The sequence below is a fragment of the Alcaligenes nematophilus genome, from assembly GCF_026344155.1.
Taxonomy (GTDB): Bacteria; Pseudomonadota; Gammaproteobacteria; order Burkholderiales; family Burkholderiaceae_B; genus Alcaligenes; species Alcaligenes phenolicus.
The window spans coordinates 25,159-46,169 of the sequence record NZ_JAPKMZ010000002.1; the positions used below are offsets into that span (position 1 = coordinate 25,159).

The window sequence follows — 21,011 nt, forward strand, 5'->3', positions numbered from 1 at the left end:
TCTTTGTCCCATTAGAATTTCGAAAGATCAAACTTCGCCGTGCTTGCGGCGAAGTTTTTTTTCAACTTATTCAGCCCATACATAGAACAAGATTATGTTTTTAGTCTTCCCCGATTCCGCCGCCATTGCGGCACACCTGAGCGCCCGTCTTCAGGAAATTATTCGTCAGGATCCACAAGCGACTCTGGGTCTGGCAACCGGGGGGACCATGGAACCCGTCTACGCCCGTTTCGTACAGGACGTACGTGCCAATGGGCTGGATGTCTCCAAGATCAACAGCTTCAATCTGGATGAGTATGTGGGTCTGGCGGCAGCGCACGAGCAAAGTTACGCCTACTACATGCGCCAGCACCTGTTCGGCCAACTGCCTTTTGAGGCTGCCCGTTTGCGTCTGCCCAATGGCCTGACCCAAGAGCTGGAGCAGCACTGCCAGGACTACTCCGCCGCGATTGCGGCCAGTGGGGGTGTCGCCTTGCAATTGCTGGGCGTAGGCACCAACGGCCACATCGGCTTTAACGAACCGGGCACCCCTTTTGACAGCCGCACCCATGTGGTGGCCCTGTCCGAGCGCACCCGTATCGACAACAGCCGCTTTTTTGACTCCATGGACGAAGTGCCTGCATCGGCCATCACCATGGGGATTGCCGATATTCTGAGCGCCCGTGAAATTGCCCTGGTGGTCACCGGCGAGCACAAGGCTCGCACCATGCTCAATTATCAGGAAGGCGGTGTCACGCCCGAGCTGCCTTTCACAGCCTTGAAGCAGCACGCCAACACCCACATCCTGCTGGATGAGGCGGCTGCCAGCCTGCTAGACCCCAGCCTCTGCCACCGTCCCCTGATCAGCCAGGCTGCCTGAGCCAGCTTGCCAGCCCCCGCCCAGTGCTCGGAAGAGCGCCGCGCGGGATTGCAGACGTGCCTGCATCAAACTGACACGCACATCCTGAGCGGCGTACAAGGTACGCTGCGCATCCAGTAAAGACAGCAAGGTTTCCGAGCCAGAGCGATAACGTGCTTCGGCCAGTTCAAACGCCAGCCTGGCTTGCTCCCACTCCAGCTCCATAGTCTGCGCCTGGGCATCAAGGCTATGCAGTTGTGCCAGCACGCCTTCCACATCCATATAAGCTTGCACAATGGTCTGCCGATACTGCGCCAGCCATTCCTGCAAACGGGCGTCGCTCAAATCCTTGCCCGCCTCCAGACGACCGGCATTGAAGATAGGCGCCACCAGCCCGCTGATCAGGCTGTAGACCGGATGGCGCAAGCTTTCTTCCCAATGATTGCCCGATGCCCCTGCCCGCGCCCCGAAGGTCAGGCTGGGATACATGGCAGCGCGCGCCACATGCACATCGGCATGAGCCGCTGACAACTGGGCCTCGATGCGCGCAATATCAGGGCGCTGCGACAAGAGCTGTGAAGGCAGACCTGCTTCCAGCTCTGGTACCTGCAAGCTGGCAATATCTTCCTGGGGCTCGGGCATGATTTCAGTACGGCCCAACAAGGTCGCCAGCTCCACCCGCGTGCGAAAGGCCTGTTCTTCAATCACAAACAATTTGCGCTGTTGCGAAGCCAGCAATTGGCGTTGCTGTGCCAGCTCCAAAGGCGAAGCCGCCCCCGCCTGCAAGCGTGCTTCCAGCAGGCTCAACAAGCGTTGCGCAACGGCCAGGTTTTGACGGGCAATGGCCACGCGCTGTTTGTCGCCCAAGGCTTGCAGGCTTAAATGCACCACCTGCGCCTGCACGCTGACACGCAGCACATCCAGCTCGTAATTTGCCGCCTGGGCCAGGAACACGGCACTGTCGGCCTGAGCACGATTGCGTCCCCACACATCCAGCTCGTAGCTCATGAACACACCGGCCACATATTGCGAGCGAGTGTCTCCATGCGAGGAAGAAAACGGCGCATCTCTTTGCGCGGACAGATTGCCCTGCAACTCCGGCAGCAAACTGGCTCCGGCAATGCGTGCCTGAGCCTGCGCTTGCAAGATCCGGGCCTGTGCCTGACGCAGCACCGCCACATCCCTCAAGGCTTCCTGCATCAGGCTATTCAAGGCGGGGCTGTTATAGGCACGCCACCACTCCGGCTCTACCTGAGCCAGTACAGGACTGGATGTCGCTTTGACTTGCTGTTGATACGCCTGGGGCAGCGTCGGCGGGGTCTTGTCCAGATCAGAGGACAAGGAGCCGCACGCTTGCAGCACCAGCGTGCTCATGGCCCCTGCTATCCATCGGTAATGAGCCATGCTTACTCCCCTGCCAAAGCCTGAACGGGGTCCAGCGCGGCCGCCGTTCGTGCTGGCATATAGCCAAAAACCATGCCCGTCACCACGGCGCAGCCAAAGGCGCCCAAGGCCGCCCGCAAGGAAAACACCACATCCACCCCACCAAAAATCAAGCCAATACCCACTACAGCACCGGCCAGCACGCCCAGGCAACCGCCTGTAATCGTCAACAGAACCGCCTCAGTCAGAAACTGGCGCATGATGTCACTTTGCCGTGCACCGGTTGCCATGCGTATGCCAATTTCCCGTGTACGTTCACGCACCGTCATCAACATCACATTCATGACCCCGATGCCGCCTACCACCAAAGACACGGCGGCAATCAGGCCCAGCATCATGCTCATGGCCTGACGCGTGGACGCTTCAGCCTGCAAGCGAGCCGCCGCATTCCCGATTGAAAAGTCTTCTCGCCCGCCATGACGCTGTGTCAGCAACTGACGCATGTCTTGTTCCGCTTCCAGAACGGTGGAACTGTCCTGCGCATCAATCACCACATAGTCGGGCTGCGTCTGGGCCTGATACACACGGGCACGCGCCGCGTGATAAGGCACAAACACCATATCGTCGTAAGCCTGCGCGCCCGAATCGGCACCGCGCTCCTGCATTACCCCGACCACCTCAAAAGGTGAATTGCCGATCAGGAGCTGCTGCCCCAACGGCACGTCCATATCGGGGAAGAATTGCTTGGCGGCACGATGTCCCAACACAACCAGGGGAGCCAGATCCCGGTCCTCGGCATCGGTGTAGTAGCGACCTTGTGCCAACTGCCAGCGATGAATATCCGGCATGGTTTCATTGGCGGCAAACACATACACCTGGCGGTCCACGCTGCCACGCCGCACGGTAATCGGATCTCCAATCACCGGCATGACACGCCGTATCAATGGCAGCTCGCCAATCGCCTCCAGATCCTCTTCTGTCAGTTGTCCCTTGGCGACCCCATTGGGCGGTGATGAACTGCTCAAGTAAATGATCGTGGTCCCCATCGTGCCCATCTGATCCATGACACGTTGGCGAGCACCTTCGCCCACCGCCAGCATCACGATGACCGAGGCCACCCCGATGATCACGCCTAACAAGGTCAAGGCCGTGCGATGACGATTAATGAACATGCTGCGCAAGGCGCTGCGGGTAGCATCCTTGATCTCCGAAACCCAGGGCGAGCGGCGGTGCTCGGGCGGTGGTAAAGACTGCTCAAGCTTGGGCTCGGTGGCCGTTTCTGGGCGGCTATCCGAGAGGATGCAGCCGTCACGAATTTCAATAATCCGGTCTGCCATCGCCGCGACCTCATGATCGTGCGTAATCAGGATAATGGTGTGACCAGAGTTCGAGAGCTTGCGCAGCAAGGCCATCACTTCTGCACCACTGCGCGAGTCCAGCGCACCCGTGGGTTCGTCGGCCAGAATGACACGGCCACCGTTCATCAAGGCACGAGCAATAGACACCCGCTGCTGCTGGCCGCCGGACAACTGATTGGGCCGGTTATCCAGCTTGTCCGCCAGACCTAGGCTACTGAGTAATTCTGCGGCACGTGCCACGCGCGCGCCCTCATCCATTCCCGCGTAAATGGCAGGCATCTGGACATTTTCACTGGCGCTTTCAGTCGGAATCAGGTGATAGCCCTGAAAGACAAAACCAAAGGTCTCACGGCGCAACTGGGCCAGTTCATCAGGACTGAGCTGTGCGACATCCCGACCTTGAAAAAGATAGGTGCCGCTGCTGGGCTTATCCAGACAACCCAGCAGATTCATCAGTGTCGATTTACCGGACCCCGAGGCCCCCACAATCGCCACAAACTCGCCCGGCTCAATACTCAAGCTGACATCGAACAGAACCTGCACAGCAGGCTTAGTGCTGGGCGGGCCGCCATAGATACGGTTAATGTCCCGCAGCTCAATCAAAGGAGGTGCAGCCCCTACCATTGCAGCCACCGCCAACCACGCTCAGGAGTGAGCACCGCCAGAACAACGTGCTCCCCTTTAGCCAGCCCGTTCACGACTTGTACCTGGTGACGATTGCGCACTCCCAGGTCGACCGGCTTTTCCTGCACCTTGCCCCGCTCCAGCACCGGCACCGTAAAAGCATCAGGACCACGATCAGGGTCTGGGCGTAAAGCCACCAGGGGTATCAGTAAGGCCTGGTCGGCACGATCAATCTCAAACAGCACCTGCGCCGTCATCTGCGGCATCAATTCGCCGTCTTCATTGGCCACATCAAACAGCACCGTATACATGATGGCCTGTGTGGCAGTCGGTGCCGCCGCCGTGCTTTCATCCTGAGTGCTGCCCTCTGGCGCAGGCATGATTTGGCGAACCTTGGCCTGCCATTGACGCGCCCGCGTTTCGCCCTGCTCTCCCAGAGTCGTGAAGGTGACGGTCATACCGGGCTTGATACGACGAATATCAGCCTCCGACACGCTGGTCCACACCGTCATGGTGCTCAGGTCTGCAATGCGCAGAATATTGGGAGTTTGATACGTGGCATTCAGCGTCTGACCTTCACGAGCCTGCACGCCAATGACCGTGCCACTCATGGGCGCGTAAATGCGCGTATAGCCCAAGCGTGCCTCATCGGCTTTCAGCGTGGCCTGAGTCTGCTCCATCTGCGCTTGTACATGCGCTACCCGAGCCTGCGCAGTCGCCAGATTAGCTTGGGCAATCTGAATATCTTCCTGACGGCTGGCCTGCTGGCGCTCCAGTTGACGCTGGCGAGCCAATTGCTGACGCGCCAATAAAAGCTGCGCCTGCTGCTCGGCCAACTGGGCCCGGAACGCGGCCAAGGAAGCGCGGCCTGCATCGACGGTGGCTTGCTGCACACTGGGATCGATTTCCACCAGCAACTGGCCCTGCTCAACCTGATCGCCCGGCGCAACCGGCAAAGCCGTAATCTGCCCGGACACCTGCGCACCCACGTCCACATAGCGACTGGGCTTCAAAGTTCCCACCGCAGCAACGGTAGCGCGTATATCACTTTGCTCCACGGCCACCGTTTCAAACTGCTCTGAAGAACGCCCGGCCTGTGCGGCAAGCGCCCCCAGCACCAGCACCGCCACCAGGGTCAACGCCCAGCGGCGCTTTACTGCTTTGGACTTCATAACTAATCCCAAAAAACCGTAGATCCGCACCCGCCGTATCATGCGCGGCAGGTGATCAAAAAAACAAAAGTGGTCAAGAAGGCAGGTACTTGCTTAGACCAAAACCGGCTCCACGCTACTTAGCAGACAAGGAGGTTCCCACCTAAACGGTGCAGTCAAGCGGGCAGGGCAAGAGGTCCTTTTTCAGGCCTTCCTTATAAAGACGTTTGAGAGCCCACTTTCCGGACATTTATTTTGTAAAAGTTATAGCGATGGGCTTGAGATAAGGGCGTCAAGCATTTGCTGGACGCCCTATGTGGTGGAGAACAGGCAGGACTGTGCCCCCTGCCCGGTCCTTTCCTTAAAACTCCGCCGAGACACTCAGCATGAACGTGCGTGGCTGCGACAAGACCAGATAGCCATTATTGGGATAGCCACCGACCGAAGCCCAATACGCCGTATCGGCCACATTCTCGACACTGGCCCTGAACGTCATGGGCACACCGGAAATCTTGCGCTGATAGCTGGCCCCCAGATCCCAACGCACCCAACCTGGCACACGGATCGCATTGGCCGAATCCGCGTAACGGGCACCGGTTGCCAGCAACTGCGTATCCAGCGACAAGCCTGTCACCTGCGGCACATCCCAGGTTAGGCCCAGACTGCCTTGCCAACGCGGCACGCCAATCACGCGCTGACCTTCGCTCAGCGGGTCACCCGTGTTTTTCTGCTTGGTGTCCAAGGCGGTCACCCCACCCAGAATGCGCAGGGAGTCCGTCAACTGGCCGTAGAAGCTCAGCTCCAACCCGTTATGGCGATCCTTGCCCGCTTCCACAAAACGCAGATCGTCGTTCACCACACCACGCGGTTTGGTCGTGGTGAAGAAGGTCAGCCCACCGCCCATGGAACCGTTGTCGTACTTGACTCCCAGCTCTTTTTGCTTGGCCACAAAGGCCGACAAGCGCTGCCCGGCGTTTTGAACCGGCTGATTGTTAAAGCGAGTCGGTGCCAGATCGCCTTGCGCCAGGCTTTCCGTGTAGTTGCCGTACAAAGCCCATTCATCAGTCAGCTTGAACACCACACCCGCAGCAGGGCTGGTGTGCTGCTGACGATCTTTACGCTGTAAGGCCTGGGTGCCATAGTCATAGCTGCGCGTTTCCATAATTTGATGACGCAGCCCCAACATGACTTCCAGCCTGTCATCCCAGAGATACATCAGATCGCCCAGGGTATAACTGGTCAATTTGGTGCGTCCCACCAAAGCGGGTGAATCCAAATCTCCCCCGGTATAAGCGAAGGGTGACAAGGCGTGATTCACAGGATCATAAAGATTACTTTCCTGCACGCTACCCATAGCCCAGGCATTTTTCTCTTTGTGGTCATACAAAGAAGCAGCAGCGACCAGCTCATGCAACACAGGCCCGGTCTCAAAACTGGCTCGCAAACCCAACTCGCCTGTTTTCACGTCATCACGTCGGGAATTGTTGAAACGCGAGAAGGTGGTTTTTCCAGAAACGGCATCCGTTACCGTCTGAGTCGCAAGCTGATTTTTTTCCTTGCCATCTTTCATACCGAAAGCAGCCCACAGGGTCATGGAATCATTCAGATCATATTCCCCGCGTACCGTCCCAAAAATGGTTTTCTCATTAGAGTAGGTCCAGGGCTGGGCGAAGTTGCGCGTGTGCGAAGGCAAGCCCGGCAAAGCGGACAAGCCCGCCTTTAAAGCCACATTAGGCCGGACTTCACGCAGCTTATGCTCTTGATAGCCCAAGTCCGCCGACAAACGCACACGCTCACCACGCCAATCCACCCCTACTGTGTACAGGTCCAGACTGGTGTGCTCATTGTCGACCGCCGTATCACCACTGCGTTTGATGGCATTGATACGAATGCCTGCCGCATCATCGGCAAAACGACGCGCAATATCCGCCTTGATCTGGCTTTGCCCGCCACTACCATAACCTGCACCGACCTTGGTCAGCGGGCTCTCGCCAGCCCGTTTGGGCAGCACATTGATCGTGCCCCCAATACCACCGCCGGAAGGCGCGGCACCGTACAGAAAGCCACCTGCGCCATGCAGCACTTCAATACGCTCGGCCAGTTCGGCAGCCGTCGCTTGCCGGGGCAGCAAACCAAACAAACCGTTGTAGGCAATATCATCGGACGCCGTCAAAAAGCCCCGAATGAAAAAACTTTCCTGAAAATTGCCAAAACCACGGGCCACGCGCACGGAAGGATCATGGCGCACCACATCGGCTACGGTCGACGCCTGCAATTGCTCGATATAGCGGCTGGTGTAGCTATTGACGCTGAAAGGCGAGTCCATGTTTTCAAGAGAACCCAATATCCCCACTCGCCCGCCGCTGGCGACCTGACCGCCCGCATACTCCGGCAACAAGCCCTGACGCGACGCATCCGCACTGGCATTAACGGTAATGGTGGACAACTCCTGCGGCTGGGCAACATCCCTCTGGTCTTGCGCCTGAGCCTGACAATGAAGAGCAAACAGAGACAGGACAAGAGAGCGTCCCAGGCAAGGCTTGAATAAGCTGGTCATCACGATTACCTATCAAGCCTTGATGTTCTTCAGGTCAATACGCACCACACTTTCACGCTTGCTGGCTTTGTACTGCGGAGTGGAAGGAGCTTTAACGGTGACGTACAACTGGCTATCCGGGCCCAGCTCCAGGCTGTTGGGGTTATCAGGCAAGTTGTATTGCGCCTTGATCGCATAGCTGCCGCCATCCAGCACAGACACTTTGCCTTGCTCGCGGTGAGTCAAATACAGCTCGTCGCGATCAGCGTTATACAAGATATCCATGGCATCCCCCACCGGCAGTTCCTGCAGCAATTTGCCGTTGCGGGCATCCAGCACATACACGGTTTTCTGGTCTTTGGTCTCGGTCACGTACAGACGATTGCGCCTGGGATCCAGCGCAAAATTCAAGAGCAAGGCGGGTTTGGCGCCAGCCGGTTTCCAGCGCTGTTCGATCTTGTTGGTTTGGGTATTGATCACCATCACTTCGCCGTCGCCATTGGCGGCATACAGACGATGCGATCCCGAATCTATCAGCAGACCGGTCACCCATTTCCCCGCGTTTTCAATGGTGTCGATCAGTTCCAGATTACGATCATCCAGCACCCAGATCACGGCCGGCGCACCTACGGCCCCCACATACACACGGCCTTGCTGGGAGTCGTGACGAATCGTGCGTGGCCCCATTTTGGTGTCATCAAAACTGGTATTGCTAAAGCGGACTCGCTCCAGGCTCCCGTCCTCTTTCAGCTCAACTTTGGAGACGGCAGCAGCCAGACTATTGGTGACGTACAGGGTGTCGCCCGACGCGTTCGTCGCCAGGCCGAAGTTACTTTCATCGGTATAAATCGTCCCCTTCACATCCAGGGTGATGGGGTCCAGTTTATAGATCACACCACCCCGAACCGAAGGCGCACGCTCTGCCGAGGCCACATACAAGGACTTATCAAACGGGCTGTAAACCGTTTGATAAACCCCGTAAGCCAGATCCTTGCGTAAAGCCCCTTCTGCCGTAATTGACGTCTTTTGCGCCAGCTCCGGCGTCAAGGGCAGCGAGACCGACTCGGACGGCTGTGCATGGGCAAGAGATCCGGCACTTAGCAAAGCGGCAGACAAGACAGACAAAGCAAGGCGACGTATGAACATTTCAATATCCCGTGTTAGAAATAGAAGTGATTATCATTTGTATTATTGCATTAAGCACTTCCATGCTCAAAATCGGGATATCCCTGCACCTTAAGGAGAAACACGCGGGACTAAATCAGCCGCTTCCCTATCCCCCACTTGACTGCCCTCGCTACAATATCGACTCAGCCGCCTTCTGGGCGGCCTTGTTGTTGAATTCCCTGACCTGTACTGCGCTATGACTTCTGCTGCCGATCTGTCCGCCCACACGCCCATGATGCGTCAATACCTTCAGCTCAAAGCGGAGGCTGGCTCGCATCTGCTGTTCTATCGGATGGGGGACTTCTATGAGATGTTCTACGCCGATGCCGAACGCGGCGCACGCCTGCTGAACCTGACGCTGACCAAGCGCGGTTCCTCCAACGGCGAGCCTATCCCCATGGCTGGTGTGCCTTTTCACGCCATGGAAGGTTATCTGGCGCGTTTGGTGGCCTTGGGCGAATCCGTCGCCATCTGTGAGCAGGTCGGTGACCCGGCTGCCAGCAAAGGTCCGGTCGAGCGCAAGATCATGCGTGTGGTCACTCCCGGCACACTGACGGATGACGCCTTGTTGCCTCCCAAGGCAGACCGCCTGATTGCCGCCTGCACACTGATCAAGGTGCAACGTCAGGAAATGGTGGGGCTGGCCTGGATGAACCTGGCCAGTGGCGAGTTTCTGGTCAGCCAGTGCGAACCGGACATGCTGGATACGGAACTGAATCGTATCGGCCCTGTAGAACTGGTCTATCCCGAATCGCTGCGCCCTGCCCCGGAACTGCCGCAAGCCAGCTGCCACACCCTGCCGGATTGGCACTTTGCACAGGACGGTTCACGCGAAACCTTGCTGGACCATTTTGACCTGGATTCTTTGGCCAGCTTTGGTCTGGACGATCTGCCTGCGGCGACGGCGGCAGCCGGAGCCCTGCTGCGTTATGTCGGCAGCACACAATCTCAGTCCCTGGTCCACATCACCGCTATCCGTGTTCAACACAGCTCGGACTTTCTGGTGCTGGATGCCGTCACGCGCAAGAATCTGGAAATTACCGAAACCATTAGCGGTGAAACCAGCCCAACCCTGTTCTCCACACTGGATCATTGCCAGACCCCCATGGGCAGCCGTTTGCTGCGCCGCTGGCTGCATCACCCCTTGCGCTTGAGCCACGCCGTTCAGCAGCGTCAGGATGTGGTGTCCCTGTTCTTCCAAACCCAGCAAAGCGCCAGCTTGAATGCAGGCGATCCTTTGGGTGTGCTGCGCCATGCCCTGCGCCGCTTCCCGGACCTGGAGCGTATTGCCACGCGTATTTCGCTACGCAGCGTGCGTCCTCGGGAGCTGGCCAGCTTGCGCGATGCGCTGGTGACACTGCCTGAACTACGTCGGGAGCTGGAACAGAACTTTGCTCAGTCTGAACACTTGCATGGGCATTTGTTAAGTCTGGCTCTGGACCCGGAGCTGGCTTCCTTGCTGCAGTCTGCCATCGCCTCCGAGCCCGCCTTGCTGATACGCGATGGTGGTGTCATTGCCGATGGCTACGATGCGGATCTGGACGAGCTACGCAGCCTGGCCAGCGATAGCGGCGATGTGCTGGTGAAGATCGAAGCCCGCGAACGCGAGCGCACCGGCATTGCTACCTTGCGCGTCGAATACAACCGTGTGCATGGTTTCTTTATTGAAGTCAGTCGCGGTCAGGCCGACAAGGTACCCGACGACTACCGCCGCCGCCAGACACTGAAAAATGCCGAGCGCTTCATCACGCCTGAATTGAAAGAGTGGGAGGACAAAGTCCTGTCCGCCAAGGACCGCAGCCTGAGCCGCGAGAAGTTCCTGTTCGATGAATTGCTGGACAAGCTGCAAAGCTATGCAGGCCCCTTGGCCTTGTGCTCCAGCGCCCTGGCCGAACTGGATACCCTGTCCTCCCTGGCCTTGCACGCACTGGACAATAATTGGGTCGCCCCCGAGCTGACCGAGCAGGCTGGTATCTGGATTGAAGCAGGCCGTCACCCTGTGGTGGAGCACAGCATCGAGCGCTTCACGCCCAACCATTGTGAAATGCACGCGCAGCGTCGCATGTTGCTGATTACCGGCCCGAATATGGGCGGTAAATCCACCTATATGCGTCAGGTTGCCCTGATTGCCTTGCTGGCCCGCATCGGTAGCTTTGTACCGGCAAGCACAGCCCGTATTGGTCAGATCGACCGCATCTTTACCCGTATCGGTGCGGCGGATGATCTGGCTGGTGGCCGCTCTACCTTCATGATGGAAATGACCGAAGCAGCAGCCATTCTGGCCGGTGCCACCCCCTACAGTCTGGTGCTGATGGATGAAATTGGTCGCGGCACCTCCACCTATGATGGTCTGGCCCTGGCCTGGTCCATCGCGCATCGCCTGCTCAGCCACAATCAGGCACTGACCCTGTTTGCCACGCACTATTTCGAAATCACGCGCCTGCCCAACGAGCTGCCTGCCGCCGCCAACGTGCACTTGGCCGCCGCAGAATCGGCCTCCGGCATTGTGTTCCTGCACGAAGTTCAGGAAGGCCCCGCCAGCCGCAGCTACGGGATTCAGGTTGCACAGCGCGCCGGCATCCCCTCCGCGGTCATCCGCCAGGCCAGCCGTGAACTGAGCCGTCTGGAAGCACAAAACGATCCTAGCGCACAACTGGACTTGTTCAATGCAGGCAGCGCTCCGGAAGCCACGGTCGCCGAGCCTGACCCAACCACAGAAAAAGCACTGGACCTGCTGGATCAGTTCAAGCAACTGGATGTGGATGACCTGAGCGCACGCGACGCCCTGGATTTGCTGTACCGCTGGAAAAAAGAGATGAAGGCGACGGGTTAAACAGTCCAGAAGGGAGCCCAAGAGGCTCCCTTCTTTATGCAGTTTTCCAAGGGCCGTTGGCGAGCAGATCGACTATCAATCATTCTTAGCCCCCCCGCCGTGAGTCAATCACTCTATATCGCAAGTATTTCTCTGGATTCTTTGCGCTGGATACGCCTGATACGCAGGCTAGCCATACACCGGGACAGGCCGGATCAGTTAAGCTACGGGCTAATTTAATTCTTGTTCGGGCAGTCCATGACTATCGACCAGCCATTGACCCTTTTGGGCGGCATCAGCGCGCATGAGTTCATGCAAACCTACTGGCAACGCAAACCTTTATTGATACGCGGCGCCATCCCTAATTTCAAGCACTCGCTGAGCATAGACAATATCCGCGAGCTGGTAACGCGTGAAGAAGTCGAGTCGCGCCTGATCATTCATGACGGCGAAGACTGGGAAATGGAAACCGGGCCTTTTGACGAGCTGCCGCCCGCCTCGCAGCCCAACTGGACCGCCCTGGCACAAAGCGTGGATCTGCACGACGACAACACCGCCGCCCTGATGCGTCAGTTCCGCTTCATTGGCGATGCCCGTCTGGACGACGCCATGATCAGCATTGCTTCTGACGGCGGTGGTGTAGGCCCACACTTCGACAGCTACGATGTGTTCCTGCTGCAAGCCCACGGCAAGCGTCACTGGCGTATCAGCCAGCAAAAAGACCTGAGCCTGGTGCCCGACCTGCCCTTGAAGATTCTGCGCAATTTCCAGGTAGAAGAAGAGTTCACGCTGGAACCCGGCGACATGCTGTATCTGCCCCCGCACGTGGCACATGACGGGATTGCAATGGGCGACTGCATGACGATTTCCATCGGCTTTCGCTCGCCTACCCAGGCAACGCTGGCCCGTGGTTTGATGGATGCCGCCTCGGATCAGTTGGCCGCCGCCAGTGGCGAAGGCTTTGGCTTGTATGCCGACCCACCGATGCCCATGCCCGAGAGCCTGCAGCAGCGCTACACCGACCCGGATGCCCAGGCCAGCACCACACCTGCTGCCTTGCCGGAGAAGCTTGTTCAGAAGTCGCTGGATGCCTTGAACGCCATTCGTTTTGACGAAGCATTGGCCTCACGGTTCCTGGGCGTCTGGCTGACCGAATTGCCCAGTAATAGCTGGTTCGACATTGCCGAAGACCCGGTTGATCTGCATGACCCCGAGCTGCCTGCAGGCCGCTTGGCTTTGGATCGCTGCTCGCGCATGATGTATCGCGGCGATGAGCTGTATATCAACGGTGAGGTCGCCCCCTGCCCCGCCAGCCCGGCCCTGAAACAATTGGCTGACCAACGTGAACTCTTGATCCCCAGCGACAGTTTCGAAGCCCTGGATGAAGATGAACGCGAAATGCTGAATGCCTGGCTGGATGACGGCTGGCTGCAGTTCAAGGAAAACTGAGCACTAAGCCACTAACTCTGGCGAGTTCAGAAAAGAAGCGGGGCAGCTTGCAGGCTGCTTCGCTTTTTTATAGCTAACACCTCAGGAATCGAAAAACCGATACATTTGCCGGTTGCAGTTGCAGTTGCAGTTGCAGTTGCAGTTGCAGTTGCAGTTGCAGTTGCAGTTGCAGTTGCAGTTGCAGTTGCAGTTGCAGTTGCAGTTGCAGTTGCAGTTGCAGTTGCAGTTGCCACAGTATTATTCACGCCATCCAGCAAGAAAAAGCACTATCATGAACAACGCGATTCACAAGACGAGCAATCCGTCATAAAGCCACCATTAGTGGCTTTGCAGCCGAGCTTCAATCCAGCTCGGGCCACATTCAAAATCACGTAGCCACCCCACTCAATCTAGTCAGGCACCTACCCAACTCAAAAGTGGTCTGCCCTACATTCACAAAGCGTCCTATCTGGCCAGTCCATTTAATCGCTATAAATAGTGCTCGTTTGTCATCTCTCCTTTTGGAAAGCGCAGAGCACTATGTCTACCTCCCGATCGACCTCATCCTCTCTAGTCAGCGACCTGATCCCGCCTATCGTGGCCGGTCTGATCTCGGTCATCGTCAACTACGGCGGCACCTTTATTCTGGTTTTCCAGGCCGCCAAAGTAGCCGGCCTCAGCCCTGAGCTGACCGCCTCCTGGGTCTGGTCAATTTCCATTGGTGTGGGTGTTACCGGTTTGCTCTTGAGCTGGGTTTCGCGCGAACCCATCATCACCGCCTGGTCCACGCCCGCCGCTGCATTTCTGGTTACGGCTCTGGCCACCACGCCATATGAAGAAGCCGTCGGCGCCTACCTGATCTCGGCAGCGGCCTTTGTGGTCCTGGGCCTGTCCTCCTACTTCGAGCGCCTGATCCGTCTGATCCCCAACGGCATCGCTGCCGGTCTGCTGGCTGGCATTCTGCTGCAATTTGGCATTGGCGCATTTGGCAGCATGACACTGGACCCGAAACTGGCAGGTCTGCTGATTCTGGCCTACCTGATCATCAAACGCTTTTCCGCACGCTACGCAGTGGTAGGCATTCTGATCCTGGGCCTGAGCTTTCTGCTGCTGGAGCATCGCGTAGACCTGAGTGGTCTGAAACTGGAACTGGCCGCGCCGGTATTCACCATGCCAGTATTCACCCTGAATGCCTTGCTAAGCGTCGCCTTGCCCTTATTCCTGATCACGCTGACCGGCCAATACATGCCCGGCATGCTGGTCCTGCGTAACGACGGTTTTCGTACCAGTGCCAACCCGATTGTCTGGGTGACAGGACTGGGTTCGCTGATCATGGCTCCCTTTGGCTCCCATGCCATGAACGTAGCCGCCATTACCGCCGCTATCTGCACCGGGCCAGAGGCGCACCAGGATCCTTCCAAACGCTGGGTTGCCGGGATTGCCGCCGGTGTGTTCTACATTCTGGTTGGCGTTTTTGGAGTAACCCTGGCCGCTGTGTTCATGGCCTTCCCTGCGAGCTTTATCACCACGCTGGCGGGATTGGCTTTGCTGGGCACCATCGGCGGCAGCCTGGCGGGAGCCATGGCAGACGTCAAATCGCGTGAAGCAGCCTTGATTACCTTTTTGGCATCAGCCGCCAATATCACCCTGTTCGGGATTGGCGGGGCTTTCTGGGGCCTGGTGATCGGTCTGCTGGCGTACTTTATTTTGAATGGGAAGTTGCCGCAGCGGCAGAAAAAGGATGTGCCAACAGAAGGTTTACCTATTGGCACCAATGCTCGTTAAGTCTAGATCTCTAAAAAAGCTGTGCGGTCTCACACAGCTTTTTTCTTACCAAGAAAAACAAAAAGCTGCTATTCGGCAGTGATCAAGCTGTCTTCATTAACAACACGAAGAACGTAATCACTGCTTATCCAACTCAATCTAACCCAGGGCCAAAGTGCGCTTTTCTATGACAGTTCGGGCATAGAGCGATCGCGTTCTCAACGGTATCATCTCCTCCATGCGCCAACTGAATCCTATGATGCACCTCTAAGTAAGGCGTGCCGTCTGATTTTCGCTTGAATGGGGCTGGCTCTTTACACGCCTCACAGGTCCCCGATGCTCGCTCTAAGACCTCTGCCACCACATCAGGATTACGCCTGAACTCTGCAGATAAGACCCATATTCTCGAAGGTTTTTTACTTGCACTTCTGAGTCGTGCTTTACGTTGCTCAGGCGTGGAGCGACGCGCAACCTCCACCTGCTTAGCTAACTCCTGTTTTGTATACGTGGAGTCTTCTACGACCTCTGCCCTCTCGTCGTCTTTAGCCAGATCAAACCACTTAGACCCATCAGCTTCTCCAACCAAACCCACGTATTTAAAAACACCTTGATAACTGAATAAATCTTTTCCCCCACGCCTTACAAAGGTAAGAATCGGGATATTGGGATTACTAATGATCGATGCATTAGCTTTGAACTTCTCACTAAATTTCCCGCTGATACTTTTTAAATAGTATTTAAGTCTAGAAGGCTCCTGTATCCATTGATTGGCGTATTGCCCTCCAGATAAGGTCGCTTTGATGATCACTGCAGACGGAACTCCATCTGAGGTCAAAACGAACATCCCTCCAGCACGCGTATCGTAGTTACGCGCAAAAATCAGTATCTGATGAGAGCTATATTGCGTGCCAACAATAAAATCCGAAGGCCGCACTCGATCGTGAGCCCAAAACGAAAAACGTTTTTCAAACTCAGGAACAATATCCTCAAAAGTCTTTAGGCCTTGTCCATGCAAGGCTTGATAGACGGGATCATTAGAGCCAATTCGAAACCGATTTAAATAGCTCAGCAGGTCTCCGACTCTCTCAAATCGCTCCACCCAGATATCTACGCTACGCACTTTATTCTTTATTTTTTCATCCAGTAAGGGATGCTCTCGTGCGGGAATAAGAACATTATTTCGAATATAAAGGCGAGCTTCCTCAATAGGCGTCATTACATCTCCGTGCTGACAGCAAAAAACCATATTTTTATTAGGGATTACAACATTAGAGCATCTAGCACCTCACATCCTCTTCTCCCATTTTCAGACTGCGAACGCATCCGGTACTAAACACTCCCAAAAAATTCCAGGTACATAGCTTTAATCTCAGCCCACACTTTATTGTAAAAAATAGACACAATCCATAGCTCAACACACCCCTTCTTATCCCATCCTCCCTCTACCTCCTGCAAAAAACCCTGTAAGAATTAATAGACACAATCTATTGACTGCCTCTTCCACGCTCAAGTGCTAGCCTGCGCTGGCTTTGATCTTCAGGAAACGGTGTCATGTTTGGCGATTTCGATCTTGCGTCACCCTATGCGGCTTATGCCCGTCTTCGTCAGGGGCCGCCTTTGGTTTGGGATGCGGATTTCTGCGGTGGGGCGTGGTTAGTTCATAGGCACAGCGATGTACAAGCTGCCCTGCGCAATCCCGATTTAAGCGTGCGGCGTGTTGGCGGGTGGGTGGCCCAGGCTGGCGCTGATCCTTCCCCTCGTTTGCAAGCCTTCAAGGCCTTGATGGCCAGGACACTGGTCTTTCTGGACCGCCCCCGTCACACACGCGTCAGACGAGTAGTGAATGCGGCTTTTAGTGCGAAGGCTTTGGAAACCCTGCACAGCACGATTGAAAAGCGCGTTGCGCACATCCACCTGGAGTTAAAAGCCAAGCTGCGGCACGGATCTGCGGATCTGGTTGATGAGGTCTGTCGCCCGCTCCCCGCCTTGGTCATGATGGACGTGCTCGGTTTGCAGCACCTGCCTTTGTCTGTTTTTCAGGCCTGGTCAGAGCAACTGGCAGGTTTTATCGGACAAGCCACGCCGGATATGCCTTTGCTAAGAAGCACTCAGGACGCCTTGCTGGATATGGCTGACTTTCTAGGCAACAGTGCCAATCTGCAAGAAGGCGGGTTGGCCTGGCGGCTTTTGCATGATGAGCAGCTTTCCCTTCAAGGCAGGCGCGAGCGCTTGGCACAGTCCTGTATGTTGCTCTTTGCAGGCTATGAAACCTCCCGGCATCTGCTTAGCTCCCTGTTTCAAACACTGCTGGCCAACTCCACAACGCTGCAGGACTTGCTATCGAATCCGCAGAAAATTCCTGCCGCGATCAAAGAGGTGCTGCGTCACGACAGCCCGATTCAGTACACAGCCAGACGTTTAATGCATGACCAGCACTGGCATGGTCAGCATTTGCGCAAGGGGCAGTTGCTGCTTTTGCTCTTGGGCGCTGCCAACCGCGATCCGGCGGTGTTTGCCAATCCCGACGATCTGGACTTCAGCCGCAACAATCAGGCCGAGCTATCCATGGGACACGGAATTCATCATTGCCTGGGAGCCGGTTTGGTGCAGCTGGAAGCCAAGCTCGTACTTGAGCAATTCCTGCCTTTGCTCCCTCGCCTGCAATGGACGCAAGGTGAGCGTATTCGGCTCCCCGCCTATCGGGGCTGGAACCGCTTGCCGGTTCAATACCGGGCGGCACAGTCATGAGTGCTTTTCTCGTTCATCTGGATCAACAACTGGAAACTTTGAAGACCAGGAAACTGTGGCGCCAAAGAGCAATCAGCCGCCCCTTGCCAAACGCCCATATCGAACGCAATGGCCAGGTCTTGCTGAATTTCGCCAGCAATGACTATCTGGGCCTTAGTCAGCATCCACAACTCAAACGGCTAGAAGCACAAGACGTCGCCGGAGCGACGGCATCCCCCCTGATTTGTGGGCATCATGCGCTGGCTCAAGCACTGGAGCAGGAGCTGGCAGAATGGAGTGGCTTCGAGGCCAGCCGTCTTTTTGTCAGCGGTTATCAAGCCAGCCTGGGCGTGATTCCCGCGCTGGTCGGAACGGGCGACACGATCTTTTGTGACAGGCTTAACCACGCCAGCCTGATTGATGCCAGCCGCCTATCCGGCGCTCGTTTACGTGTGTATCCCCATAGGGATATGGCACGGCTGGATGATTTGCTCGGCAGGCCAGCGCCGGGCTTCAAGCTGGTAATCTCGGACAGCCTGTTCAGCATGGACGGCACGATTGCCCCGGTCGATGAGCTGATCGCCTTATGCGAACGCCACGATGCTTTGCTGTATCTGGACGATGCACATGGCCTGGGAATTTTGGGTGAAAACGGACGTGGAGCGCCTGAGCTATTCCAGCTCACGACCACACAGCGTCGGCGTCTTATTTACCTGGGGACTTTTGGCAAGGCGGCTGGTCAAGGCGGTGCATTTATTGCCTGCTCCCACAAGCTGGCCGACTGGTTCACGCAATCCGCCCGCAGTTATGTGTACAGCACCGGCTTGGCCCCGGCGCATTGTGCGTCCTTGCTGGCCTGTCTGCAGCTGATCAAACAAGCCCAGCCCCAGCGGACCTTGTTGAAAGAGCATATCCAGACGCTGCAAACCTTGAGCCAGGATCTGCCCTGGCGTCTAGCTCCCTCCGATACGCCCGTGCAAAGCCTGTTGATTGGCGAGGTAGAACCTGCTTTGCAACTGGCCGAAACCCTCCTGCAAAAAGGTATTTGGGCACCGGCCATACGCCCGCCTACCGTTCCCCGCCATCAAGCCCGATTACGCATATCCCTGTCTGCCGCCCACCGGCAACAGGACATTGAAAAACTAGTCCAGGCACTACATGAAGCCGCCCACTCTTTACGGTGATTTGCCATGAACTCAAACTCCTTTCCCCCTTTGGCCCAACGCAGCCTGCAAGCGGTCTGGCATCCTTGCACTCAAATGCAGCATCACGATCAAGGCGTGCCGCTACTGGCAATCAAACGCGCCCAAGGCGCCTGGCTTCATGATGCCGACGGCAACGCCTATCTGGACGCCATCAGCTCCTGGTGGGTGAATCTGTTTGGCCATAGCCACCCGCATCTGGTGCAAGCCATTAGCGATCAGGTTCAGCAACTGGATCACATCATGCTCTGCGGACTGACCCATGAGCCGGTTGTGCAGCTTTCCGAACGATTGGCCGCCTTGAGCAGCCATCGTTTAGGCCATGCTTTTTATGCCAGCGACGGTGCTTCCGCGGTTGAGATTGCCCTGAAACTGAGCGTGCATTACTGGCGCAATCAAGGCCAGGAACACAAACAGCGCTTTGTAGGCATCGCGCAGGGATACCACGGCGAAACACTGGGTGCTCTGGCCGTGACCGATGTGCCCTTGTTTCGGGAAAACTACGGCACACAGCTGGGCCAGCAATACACCGCAGCCAGCCCCGATCTGCGTCAAGCCACTAGCCCGGACGAACACACGCAGGTCACCGAAAACGCACTGCACTCGCTGGAGCAGATTCTGGATGATCATCAGGACATTGCCGCCGTCATTCTGGAGCCGCTAGTGCAATGTGCGGCTGGCATGCACATGCACTCCCCCGATTATCTACGCGGCGTGCGCGAGCTGTGTGACCGCTATCAGGTGCATTTGATTCTGGACGAGATTGCCGTGGGTTGCGGCCGTACCGGCACGTTCTTTGCCTGCGAGCAGGCCGGTATCTGGCCTGATCTGCTGTGCTTGTCCAAGGGAATTACCGGCGGCACGCTGCCCTTGTCCGTAGTGCTATCCAGCCCCTCGATTTATCAAGGGTTTTATGACCAGGACTTGCGCAGGGGCTTTCTGCATTCCCATTCTTATACCGGCAATCCCCTGGCCTGCCGAGCCGCGCTGGCCACGCTGGACTTGTTCCAGCAATACCCCGTCTACGAGCTGCAAAAAACGCTGGGACAAGCACTTGATGAAGGTTTGCATAGACTGAACCGGCACTATCCCAAGATGCAGCATCTGCGCCGCTGCGGGGTAATCTGGGCCTTTGATCTGGACACGGGCCCAGCTCGCTACAATCACCAGGGCTTTGCCCGGCGCTTTTACCGCTCTGCTTTGCAACAGGGACTGATGCTACGCCCTATCGGCAATACGGTGTACCTGATGCCCGGCTATCTCTGGGGCACAAAAGAGGTGGAGCATTTGCTGAATGGTCTGGCTCAGCTGCTGAAGGAATACGCATGAGGGCCTGCTTTGTGACGGGCACCGATACGGAAATTGGCAAAACGCTGGTCAGCTCGGCTTTACTTCATTTACTAAGCCAAAGCGGCGCACGCACGCTCGGCATCAAACCCATTGCTTCGGGGGCCGTAGAGGTAGAAGGACGTTTACAGAACGAAGATGTGGATGCACTGGCGCGGCATTCCAGCCTGAAGCTCGCTCCCGAAACCCTGACACCGTACTTGTTTAAGCCCGCTGCGGCACCCCATATTCTGGCTGAACAAGCAGGAATCGAAATAGACCCGGCTCTGATCAAAAAAACGATTCAAACAGTGGCGAAGCAGGCCGATTATGCAATCGTTGAAGGAGTAGGAGGCTTCATGCTGCCCTTGGGGCAAGGGCGGACAGGCGTAGATTTAGCACAAGCCTTGCAACTACCTGTGGTGCTGGTTATCGGTCTACGTTTGGGTGCCTTGAATCACGCTTTGCTGACGGCTCAAGCCATACGCGCCAGCGGCTTGAACTTGCTGGGCTGGGTCGCCAACCACATAGCGCCGGAGATGAATTATGCCCAGGAGAACCTGCAAACGCTGCATGACTATCTGCCGAGCCCTTGCCTGGGTGTCATTCCCAGATTGGAAGCCACAACACTGGATGAGCGTATCCAGCAAGCTGCGCAATATTTACGCTCGCCATGGGGAGATAAGAACTAGGCG

General features: G+C 56.7%; 15 protein-coding genes. 9 read left to right on the forward strand and 6 right to left on the reverse strand.

The annotated features are described in order from the left end of the window. Positions 1-94: 94 nt before the first annotated feature. Positions 95-859: a glucosamine-6-phosphate deaminase gene (locus tag OSH04_RS05255; protein WP_035270916.1), complete on the forward strand. Its 765-nt coding sequence runs from the start codon at positions 95-97 to the stop codon at positions 857-859. Here OSH04_RS05255 and OSH04_RS05260 read toward each other — a convergent pair. From OSH04_RS05260 to OSH04_RS05280, 5 genes are all read right to left on the reverse strand, one after another. After that, a complete protein-coding gene (locus OSH04_RS05260) occupies positions 812-2,242 on the reverse strand; it encodes an efflux transporter outer membrane subunit (protein WP_266108068.1) in 1,431 nt (476 codons plus the stop codon). The genes OSH04_RS05255 and OSH04_RS05260 overlap by 48 nt on opposite strands. A gap of 2 nt (positions 2,243-2,244) precedes the next feature. After that, positions 2,245-4,203, reverse strand: a complete 1,959-nt coding sequence (locus OSH04_RS05265; protein ID WP_060185675.1) for an ABC transporter permease — start codon at positions 4,201-4,203, stop codon at positions 2,245-2,247. After that, on the reverse strand, positions 4,197-5,375 hold the full coding sequence (locus tag OSH04_RS05270) for an efflux RND transporter periplasmic adaptor subunit (RefSeq protein WP_266108069.1): 1,179 nt from the start codon (positions 5,373-5,375) through the stop codon (positions 4,197-4,199). The genes OSH04_RS05265 and OSH04_RS05270 overlap by 7 nt, the downstream gene beginning before the upstream one ends. Positions 5,376-5,715: 340 nt before the next feature. After that, positions 5,716-7,911, reverse strand: a complete 2,196-nt coding sequence (locus tag OSH04_RS05275; RefSeq protein ID WP_266108070.1) for a TonB-dependent receptor — start codon at positions 7,909-7,911, stop codon at positions 5,716-5,718. 12 nt (positions 7,912-7,923) lie between these two features. After that, positions 7,924-9,036, reverse strand: a complete 1,113-nt coding sequence (locus OSH04_RS05280) for a YncE family protein (protein WP_266108071.1) — start codon at positions 9,034-9,036, stop codon at positions 7,924-7,926. Positions 9,037-9,253: 217 nt separating this feature from the next. Here OSH04_RS05280 and mutS point away from each other — a divergent pair, with 217 nt between their 5' ends. The 4 genes from mutS (at position 9,254) to OSH04_RS05300 (ending at position 15,082) form a co-directional block, all read left to right on the forward strand. After that, a complete protein-coding gene (mutS, locus tag OSH04_RS05285) occupies positions 9,254-11,890 on the forward strand; it encodes a DNA mismatch repair protein MutS (RefSeq protein WP_266108072.1) in 2,637 nt (878 codons plus the stop codon). Between the two features lie 237 nt (positions 11,891-12,127). Continuing rightward, positions 12,128-13,318 carry a JmjC domain-containing protein gene (locus OSH04_RS05290; RefSeq protein ID WP_060185670.1) on the forward strand — a complete coding sequence of 397 codons (1,191 nt, stop codon included), beginning with the start codon at positions 12,128-12,130 and terminating at the stop codon, positions 13,316-13,318. A 124-nt stretch (positions 13,319-13,442) separates the two neighbouring features. After that, complete coding sequence (locus tag OSH04_RS05295; RefSeq protein ID WP_266108073.1) at positions 13,443-13,628, forward strand: hypothetical protein; 186 nt, start codon at positions 13,443-13,445, stop codon at positions 13,626-13,628. A gap of 209 nt (positions 13,629-13,837) precedes the next feature. Then, positions 13,838-15,082: a benzoate/H(+) symporter BenE family transporter gene (locus OSH04_RS05300; RefSeq protein WP_035270927.1), complete on the forward strand. Its 1,245-nt coding sequence runs from the start codon at positions 13,838-13,840 to the stop codon at positions 15,080-15,082. A gap of 133 nt (positions 15,083-15,215) precedes the next feature. Here OSH04_RS05300 and OSH04_RS05305 read toward each other — a convergent pair whose 3' ends face one another. After that, positions 15,216-16,277 carry an HNH endonuclease gene (locus OSH04_RS05305; protein ID WP_035270928.1) on the reverse strand — a complete coding sequence of 354 codons (1,062 nt, stop codon included), beginning with the start codon at positions 16,275-16,277 and terminating at the stop codon, positions 15,216-15,218. A gap of 335 nt (positions 16,278-16,612) precedes the next feature. Between OSH04_RS05305 and OSH04_RS05310 the strand changes: the two genes are divergently transcribed. Genes OSH04_RS05310 through bioD form a run of 4 tightly spaced genes read left to right on the forward strand, consistent with a single transcriptional unit; the run spans position 16,613 to position 21,008 of the window. Further along, a complete protein-coding gene (locus OSH04_RS05310; protein ID WP_266108074.1) occupies positions 16,613-17,809 on the forward strand; it encodes a cytochrome P450 in 1,197 nt (398 codons plus the stop codon). Continuing rightward, on the forward strand, positions 17,806-18,972 hold the full coding sequence (locus OSH04_RS05315; RefSeq protein ID WP_266108075.1) for an aminotransferase class I/II-fold pyridoxal phosphate-dependent enzyme: 1,167 nt from the start codon (positions 17,806-17,808) through the stop codon (positions 18,970-18,972). The genes OSH04_RS05310 and OSH04_RS05315 overlap by 4 nt, the downstream gene beginning before the upstream one ends. Before the next feature lie 6 nt (positions 18,973-18,978). Next, positions 18,979-20,319 (forward strand): adenosylmethionine--8-amino-7-oxononanoate transaminase, encoded by a 1,341-nt coding sequence (gene bioA / locus OSH04_RS05320; RefSeq protein WP_266108076.1) that lies wholly within the window; start codon positions 18,979-18,981, stop codon positions 20,317-20,319. Further along, positions 20,316-21,008: a dethiobiotin synthase gene (bioD, locus tag OSH04_RS05325; protein ID WP_266108077.1), complete on the forward strand. Its 693-nt coding sequence runs from the start codon at positions 20,316-20,318 to the stop codon at positions 21,006-21,008. The genes bioA and bioD overlap by 4 nt, the downstream gene beginning before the upstream one ends. The last annotated feature ends 3 nt before the right edge of the window (positions 21,009-21,011 follow it).